Genomic DNA, 6429 nt, shown 5'->3' with positions numbered 1-6429 from the left:
AGTTTCATGAGCGTCTCGTGGGCTCGGAGATGGTTATAAGAGGCAGGTACCCGGACTGCCCCACGCCGGTGGCCTGCCACACCTCCACGTTCGACGTGGCGACGGAGAAGTGCGTGGAGACCGAGGAGCCGGACGGCACGGCGTGCGACCCGGGCAACGCGTGCATCCAGGGCGCCACGTGCACGGCGGGGCGGTGCAAGGGCACGGAGCGCGTGTGCGACGACGGCAACGCGTGCACCACGGACGTGTGCAACCCGCTGGACGGCTGCACGTCGGTGCCGGCGCCGCCGTGTCCGGGGGATGGGAAGTGCCAGGTGGGCGCGTGCGACCCGAAGGTGGGGTGCACGCTGGCGAAGGCGCCGGACGGGACATTCTGCGGCCCGGAGCGCGGCTGTGACGCGGCGGACGTGTGCCTGGACGGGACGTGCCAGCGCCGCGACCCGCCGGACAACTTCACCTGCGCGCCGGCCAGCCCCTGCCAGGGACCGGGGAAGTGCAAGGGCTCCGTCTGCGAGCGCCCCGCCGCGACGGCGCTGGTGCCGGACTGGACCTACGACGCGGCCTCCAACGGCGAGGCGCTGCACGACCTGTTGGTGGGGCCCACGGGGGACGTGACGCTGGTGGGCTTCTTCGTGCCGGCGCTCCTGGACGCGGCGGGCCCGGTGCCGGTGCGCGCGAGCACGTCCGGGCGCCGGTGCATGCTGTGGAACGACCGGCTGTTGTGCATGGACCTGCCGTTGTCCGGGCAGGTGTCGCTGTTGGACAGGGTGACGGGCGCGCCGCGGTGGACGTTCGACCTGACGACGGCGCGGCCTGACTTCACGCAGGGGCTGACGACGGTGTTCATGGCGCGGCTGGGGGTGATGCAGCCGGACCGGTTGGCGGCGCTCTTCGAGGCGTACCCGGCGGGCACGTCGCGGAACACGCTGTGCCGGCAGTACTTCCTGGTGGTGTTGGATGCCTTTGGAGGGATGGTGTCCGCGCAGGCGCTGGAGGATCCGCTGCTCGCGGAGTGCAACCATCCGCACCCGTACGGCGTGGCGTCCGACGCGGCGGGCGATGTGTATGTGGCGTTCGGGCCCACGCAGAACGTGGGGGCGCCGCTGTATCCGGGAGCGCCGACGTTGGTGATGGCGTTCTCGCAGGACGGGGTGCCGCGCTGGCGAAAGACAGAGGCCTTCGCCGCCGGGGAGCTGGCCATCGTGAACGGGCTCTTGCTCAACGAACGCTCCACGCAGGCGCTGAGCACGCGGGACGGGCAGGCGGTGGGTTCACAGACGTTCCCCCGGGGGCTGGGCCGCGCGCTGGCGACCTCCACGCACGTGATTCCCTCGCCCTCCGAGGACGACACCGTGGGCGAGTGGACGCTGGAGGGCTACGCGTTGCCGAATCTCACGCCGTCATGGACGCACGGGTTCCAGGGGTGGCCGGGGCCGGTGGCGCCGGAGGTGCGGCTGGCGAGCTGGACGACCTGGCCGGGCCAGCCGCCGGAGACGGTGGTGGTGGGCACGGGCATGAACGCGACGGGGCCGGTGCTGTTCGCGGTGAGCGCGAAGGACGGCAGCGAGGTGTTCCAGTGCCCGGTGTCGGACGCGGCGACGCCCGCGCAGTTCCTGGAGCTGGGGCCGGACAGCCTCGTGATGATGGACGGGGCCACGACGTGCGGCGAGTGCGATCCCCCGTATGCCTATAGCCAATCGCGCTTCCGGCGCTTCCCGATTCCCGGCCTGAAGCCCGCGGAGGAACCCTGGCCCGGAACGTTCGGCGGGCCAGGGCACGACCATCACGAGGACCCGGTGCGCGGGCGCTGAGTCCTCACGGGCTCACGGCGTGAGCGCGGTCCAGTCGCTGTTGGGCACGGCGACCGAGAAGTTGTACGTGCCGTTGGTCCAGCACAGGCCGTAGGGGCCCAGCTGGGTGCTGTTGCTGGTGGTGAGCGCGGGCCAGGCGCTCACGGTGTAGATCTGGATGCCGGAGGCTCGCACGCGCGGGAACGCGGGGCAGCGCTGGGCCACGTCCATCAGGTAGTGCGACTCCCACATCGTCCAGCCCGTGGCGAAGCCGGAGTTGCCGCAGATGGGCGTCAGCTTCTCCTCCCAGAGCCCCAGGGTGAAGTTGTAGAGCAGGCCGTGCGCGCAGCCGCTGCCGTCCTTGTAGGCCTCCGTGAAGTAGCGCTCCTCGCCGTCCAGCACGCGCACGTACTTGCCCTTCCACGTCGCGTCCATGCCCTCGAAGGTCTGCCAGCCCGTGGCGCCGTCGAAGCCGCAGTGGTCCCAGAAGCCGTGCGCGTGCGCCGTCGTCGCCATGCCCGAATAGCGCCAGTGCGCCGTCACCGTCTCCACGCACACGTTGCCCGCCGGCATGTGCGTGGGCGCGTAGATGGTCGTCCCAATTGCGTTGTCCGGGATGACCAGGTCCGTCTGCGCGTCGTTGGCCGCGAAGATGCCCTGGCCCTGCGTCACCCAGAAGCCCCGGTCCCCGGAGCCCGGGAAGATGTCCGGGATGGGAACGCGCGGATGGGGCCGGCTGGCGCGCTCCGGTAGCCGCGCCGCCACGCCCTTCAACACCTCGTTCGCCTGTGGCTGGGTGTTGGGAATCGCCCGGCCGTGCACCGACTCGTCGAAGGGCTCCGGCGCCGCCGTCAGCTCCTGCCCCTCTGGCACCGGCACGCCGTATGGCAGACGGGCGGTCGCGTCCTCCGCCAGCACCGGCGCGCCCACGAGCCCCACCACCACCGTCACGGCCTTCCACGGCGTTCCACGCATGTGTTGTCCCTCTCCAGCTGGAGTTGAGAGGGATTAAAACAGCTTAAACAGTAATAATATCAATAGCTGATTACCGTAGAGTCAGGTCCAGGATACGTCCCTCGCGCAATGTTCCATCCGCGTCACGCGTGAGGGGCAGGCCCACCGCGATGACGTCCCCGGGCCGGGTGCGCGTGAGCCACCCCAGCCAGGCGCAGAGCGCGGCATCCAGCTGGTCGTGCGTGCACGTTCCTGAGTCCCCGAAGCGCAGGCCGGATGCTTCCAGCAGGGCCTGTCTCCGGGCGCGTCCCTCCGGCGTGGCTTTTGCCCCCAACTTCTCCACAGCCAGCATGCGCCAGGTGGCACCGGGGAAGGCTTCGAGCAGGCGCGCGTGTGACAGCGACGGCGTGTCCAGGTCCAGCATGGGCACCCGGGCATGGGCCCGCAGCGCGGCGAACAGCAGCACGCTGCCGCGCACGAAGCCCGCGAAGGGCGCACCGGGCATGGGCAGCACGTCCGGGGTGCGGCCCGGGGCGCGCAGCTTCCGCTCCGCGTCCCGCACCTTCGCGCCGGGGTTCGCCAACGCCTGCGGCCCGTCCACCACCACCACGTCGCCGGGCCCCACGGCGAAGGCCTCCGCGAGCGCCTCCGGGTCCAGCCCGTGCCCGGTCCGTGCCGAGGGCCAGACGCGCTGGGAGAAGCGCACGCGGCCGTCACCGTCCACGATGGCCTCGTCTACGGGGCGGTGCGCGCGGGCGAAGGGGTCCGTCAGGTCCCAGCCCACGAAGCGGCGCGCGTCCGTCATCGTGTGCCTTCCTGCTGCGGGATTGCGCACCGGACGTTAAGAGGGGCCGCCTTCACTTCCACCCAAGGTGACACGCACATGCACTACCGTCCGCTGGGCCGCACCGGCCTGTTTGTCTCTGAACTGTGTTTCGGCGCCATGACCTTCGGTGGCGAGGGCTACTGGAAGAACATCGGGCAGCAGGGCCAGTCAGAGGCCGACGCGCTGGTGGGCCGGTGCCTGGACGCGGGCATCAACTTCTTCGACACCGCGAACGTGTATTCGTACGGGCAGTCGGAGGAGCTGCTCGGCAAGGCGTTGGCGGAAAAGCGTTCGCAGGTGGTGCTGGCCACCAAGGTGCGCGGCCGCATGGGCCCGGGCCAGAATGAGACGGGCCTGTCCCGCTACCACATCTTCGACTCCGTGCACGCGAGCCTGAAGCGCCTGGGCACGGACCACATCGACCTCTTGCAGATCCACGGCTACGACGTGGCCACGCCGCTGGAGGAGACGCTGCGCGCGCTGGACGACCTCGTGAGCCAGGGCAAGGTGCGCTACCTGGGCGCGTCCAACCTGGCCGCGTGGCAGCTGATGAAGGCGCTGGGCCTGAGCGACCACCGCGGTCTGTCCCGCTTCGAATCGCTCCAGGCCTACTACTCCATCGCCGGCCGCGACCTGGAGCGCGAGCTGGTGCCGCTGATGAAGGACCAGCAGGTGGGCCTGATGGTGTGGAGCCCGCTCGCGGGCGGCTTCCTCTCCGGCAAGTACCGACGCAACGCCGAAGGCCCCGAGGGCGCCCGCCGCACCACCTTCGACTTCCCGCCCGTGGACCGCGAGCGCGCGTACAACGCCATCGACGTGATGGATGAGGTCGCGAAGGAGACGGGCACCACCGTGGCGCGCGTGGCGCTCGCGTGGCTGCTGCACCAGCCGCACGTCACCACCGTCATCCTCGGCGCGAAGACGCAGGCCCAACTCGAGGACAACCTGGCCGCGTCCGAGCTGCGCCTCAGCGCCGAGCAACTCGCGAAGCTGGACGCCGTCTCCAAGCTGCCCCCCGAGTACCCGGGCTGGATGGTGGAGCGTCAGAACGCGGACCGCTTCCCGCCGGCCCGCTGAGCGATTGCTCGCGGAGTCCCACGCATGCGGAGTTTTCCATCATCGCTGGATGGACCCGACCTGACGCGTCTCAACGACGCACCGTGTGAGCGCGGTGCTTTCGTATTTACAGTCCGTGGGGGACGGCAGGCGTGGCGGGACGCGGGTTCCCCTGCGAGTCCTGTGGCGAAAGCGACGCTGGGTGTTTGGGATTGGGACGGGTTCCCGATATCTTGGGGACTGCGAAGCGTTCGGTCACTCGAGCGCATTCCATGGGGCCCACGCGCCTGTCCGACGGCACTCCGGTGTGGTCGGCATCCACGTGGAAGGTAGGACGGTCGCCCGGATGACCTTGGAGGTCCGGTGTGCGGCGTCTCTTTTGCTTCGTGGGGGGCCTGTCCGGGCCCCGGGAACTCCCCGGGGCCCGGCTAACCTTTCCCGGTACCGCTGCTAGTTCGAGGCGTCGAGGCGCGAACCGCCGCTGACGTCCACGTTGGCGTTCTGGGGCCGCTTCGACAGGCGGATGATGCTGCCGCCGGAGGCGTCACCGGAGACGCTGGCGGGGGCATCGGCCTCCACGATGGAGCCGCCGCTGGCCTCCACCTTCAGGTCGGTGATGCCCTGGAGCTTCTGGGCGTGCACCTGCGCGCCGCCACTGGCCTCGGCCTCCAGCTGCGTCGCGCGGCCGGTCAGCGTGATTTCGGAGCCGCCGCTGGCCTCGGCCTCCACCTGCTTGGCGTCCACGCCGCGCACGGTGAGGACGGAGCCGCCGCTGGCCTCGGCGTCGAACTCGCCGGACGCGGTGACGTCCGCGTTCATGTGGCTGCCACCGCTGGCCTCCAGGTGGTCGATGCGGGGCGAGGACACGATGAGCTTCACCTTGCCGTTGAGGCCGCTCCAGCCCTTGCGCTCCACGCGCGTGGTGAGGATGCCGTCCTCCACCTCCAACTGGAGGCGGGAGAGGTTTTCAGGGGAGCCCTCCAGGCGGACGGACTTGGGGCCCACCTTCACCTCCGCGTGCATGCCGTGACCCACGGAGACGCCGTGGAAGTCTTCCACCTGGCGCGTCTCACCGGCGCCCTGGGAGGGCCGGGTCGCGTCCTCCGCGTGGGCGGTGCAGGCGGAGGTGACGAGGCAGCAGGCGGCGAGCAGGGACAGCGAGGACATCCTCATGGGCGGCTCCGGGCGAGGCGCGAGGACGTAGGAACACGTCCCGGCGGAATGCCTCGGGTACGGAGGACCCCAGCGGATGATTGCGTGGCGAGGCGCGAACGTGTCCGACAGCCGGACAGGTTCAGGGATTGTCCAGCATCTCCAGGGGGACCCGGACGGAGGTGACGTCGTCGGGTTTGATCTCCACGAGGAGCCTCAAGGGGCGGCCGGTGCCGTCCATGAGCTTCAGGGTGTGCCTGCCCACCGGGAGGGCGACCTTGTTGAGAGGCGTCTCGCCCAGGGAACGGCCGGCCAGGGACACGCGGGCGGAAGGTTCCGTGACCAGGGTGAGGAAGCCCTGGGGCGCGGCCGCTTCGGTGGCGCCGTCATCCGGGGCAGGGAGGTCGGCATCCGAGTCGTCGACGGGCGCGGCGGTGCGGGACTTGCCGCGGACCGGAGTGGCCGTCGGGTCGCTGGCGTCGCGCTTGCCGGTCTTGCGGACGGGGGTGCGCGTCTTCGCCTTGGGAGCCTGGGCGTCGTCGGTGGCGGTTTCGTTGCTGGGAGGAGGCGGGTCCGAGGGCGCCGTTTCCGTGGGAGTCGCGGGGTCGGCGGGAGGCGTGACCTGGGCGACCTCGGTGGAGGGTTCCGGCG

6 protein-coding genes are annotated in these 6429 nt (G+C 70.6%); 2 read left to right on the top strand and 4 right to left on the bottom strand.

All coding sequences use genetic code 11. From position 1 onward, the window contains the following. A partial coding sequence (locus D7Y11_RS40975; RefSeq protein ID WP_126936391.1) for a tenascin-X occupies positions 1-1811 on the top strand: 1811 nt, incomplete at its 5' end. Between the two features lie 12 nt (positions 1812-1823). Here the strand turns inward: D7Y11_RS40975 and D7Y11_RS40970 are convergent. Together D7Y11_RS40970 and D7Y11_RS40965 are read right to left on the bottom strand one after the other, a co-directional pair. Further along, a complete protein-coding gene (locus D7Y11_RS40970) occupies positions 1824-2765 on the bottom strand; it encodes a hypothetical protein (RefSeq protein WP_120581337.1) in 942 nt (313 codons plus the stop codon). 70 nt (positions 2766-2835) lie between these two features. Continuing rightward, positions 2836-3549 carry a DUF429 domain-containing protein gene (locus D7Y11_RS40965; RefSeq protein ID WP_120581336.1) on the bottom strand — a complete coding sequence of 238 codons (714 nt, stop codon included), beginning with the start codon at positions 3547-3549 and terminating at the stop codon, positions 2836-2838. 78 nt (positions 3550-3627) lie between these two features. Here D7Y11_RS40965 and D7Y11_RS40960 point away from each other — a divergent pair, with 78 nt between their 5' ends. Continuing rightward, positions 3628-4647 carry an aldo/keto reductase gene (locus D7Y11_RS40960; protein WP_120599969.1) on the top strand — a complete coding sequence of 340 codons (1020 nt, stop codon included), beginning with the start codon at positions 3628-3630 and terminating at the stop codon, positions 4645-4647. A gap of 429 nt (positions 4648-5076) precedes the next feature. Here D7Y11_RS40960 and D7Y11_RS40955 read toward each other — a convergent pair whose 3' ends face one another. Continuing rightward, positions 5077-5799: a head GIN domain-containing protein gene (locus D7Y11_RS40955; RefSeq protein ID WP_126936390.1), complete on the bottom strand. Its 723-nt coding sequence runs from the start codon at positions 5797-5799 to the stop codon at positions 5077-5079. A gap of 121 nt (positions 5800-5920) precedes the next feature. Further along, positions 5921-6429 (bottom strand): PEGA domain-containing protein (locus D7Y11_RS40950; RefSeq protein WP_126936389.1); only part of this gene is annotated, 509 nt, incomplete at its 5' end.

Source organism: Corallococcus sp. AB018 (assembly GCF_003986945.1).
Lineage (GTDB): Bacteria > Myxococcota > Myxococcia > Myxococcales > Myxococcaceae > Corallococcus > Corallococcus exiguus.
This window is presented reverse-complemented; position numbering and strand designations above follow the sequence as displayed.

Excerpts from the sequence above, each read along its gene's own strand:
- D7Y11_RS40970 (WP_120581337.1), bottom strand. The coding sequence starts at position 2,765 with ATGCGTGGAACGCCGTGGAAGGCCGTGACGGTGGTGGTGGGGCTCGTG.
- D7Y11_RS40965 (WP_120581336.1), bottom strand. The coding sequence starts at position 3,549 with ATGACGGACGCGCGCCGCTTCGTGGGCTGGGACCTGACGGACCCCTTC.
- D7Y11_RS40960 (WP_120599969.1), top strand. The coding sequence starts at position 3,628 with ATGCACTACCGTCCGCTGGGCCGCACCGGCCTGTTTGTCTCTGAACTG.
- D7Y11_RS40955 (WP_126936390.1), bottom strand. The coding sequence starts at position 5,799 with ATGAGGATGTCCTCGCTGTCCCTGCTCGCCGCCTGCTGCCTCGTCACC.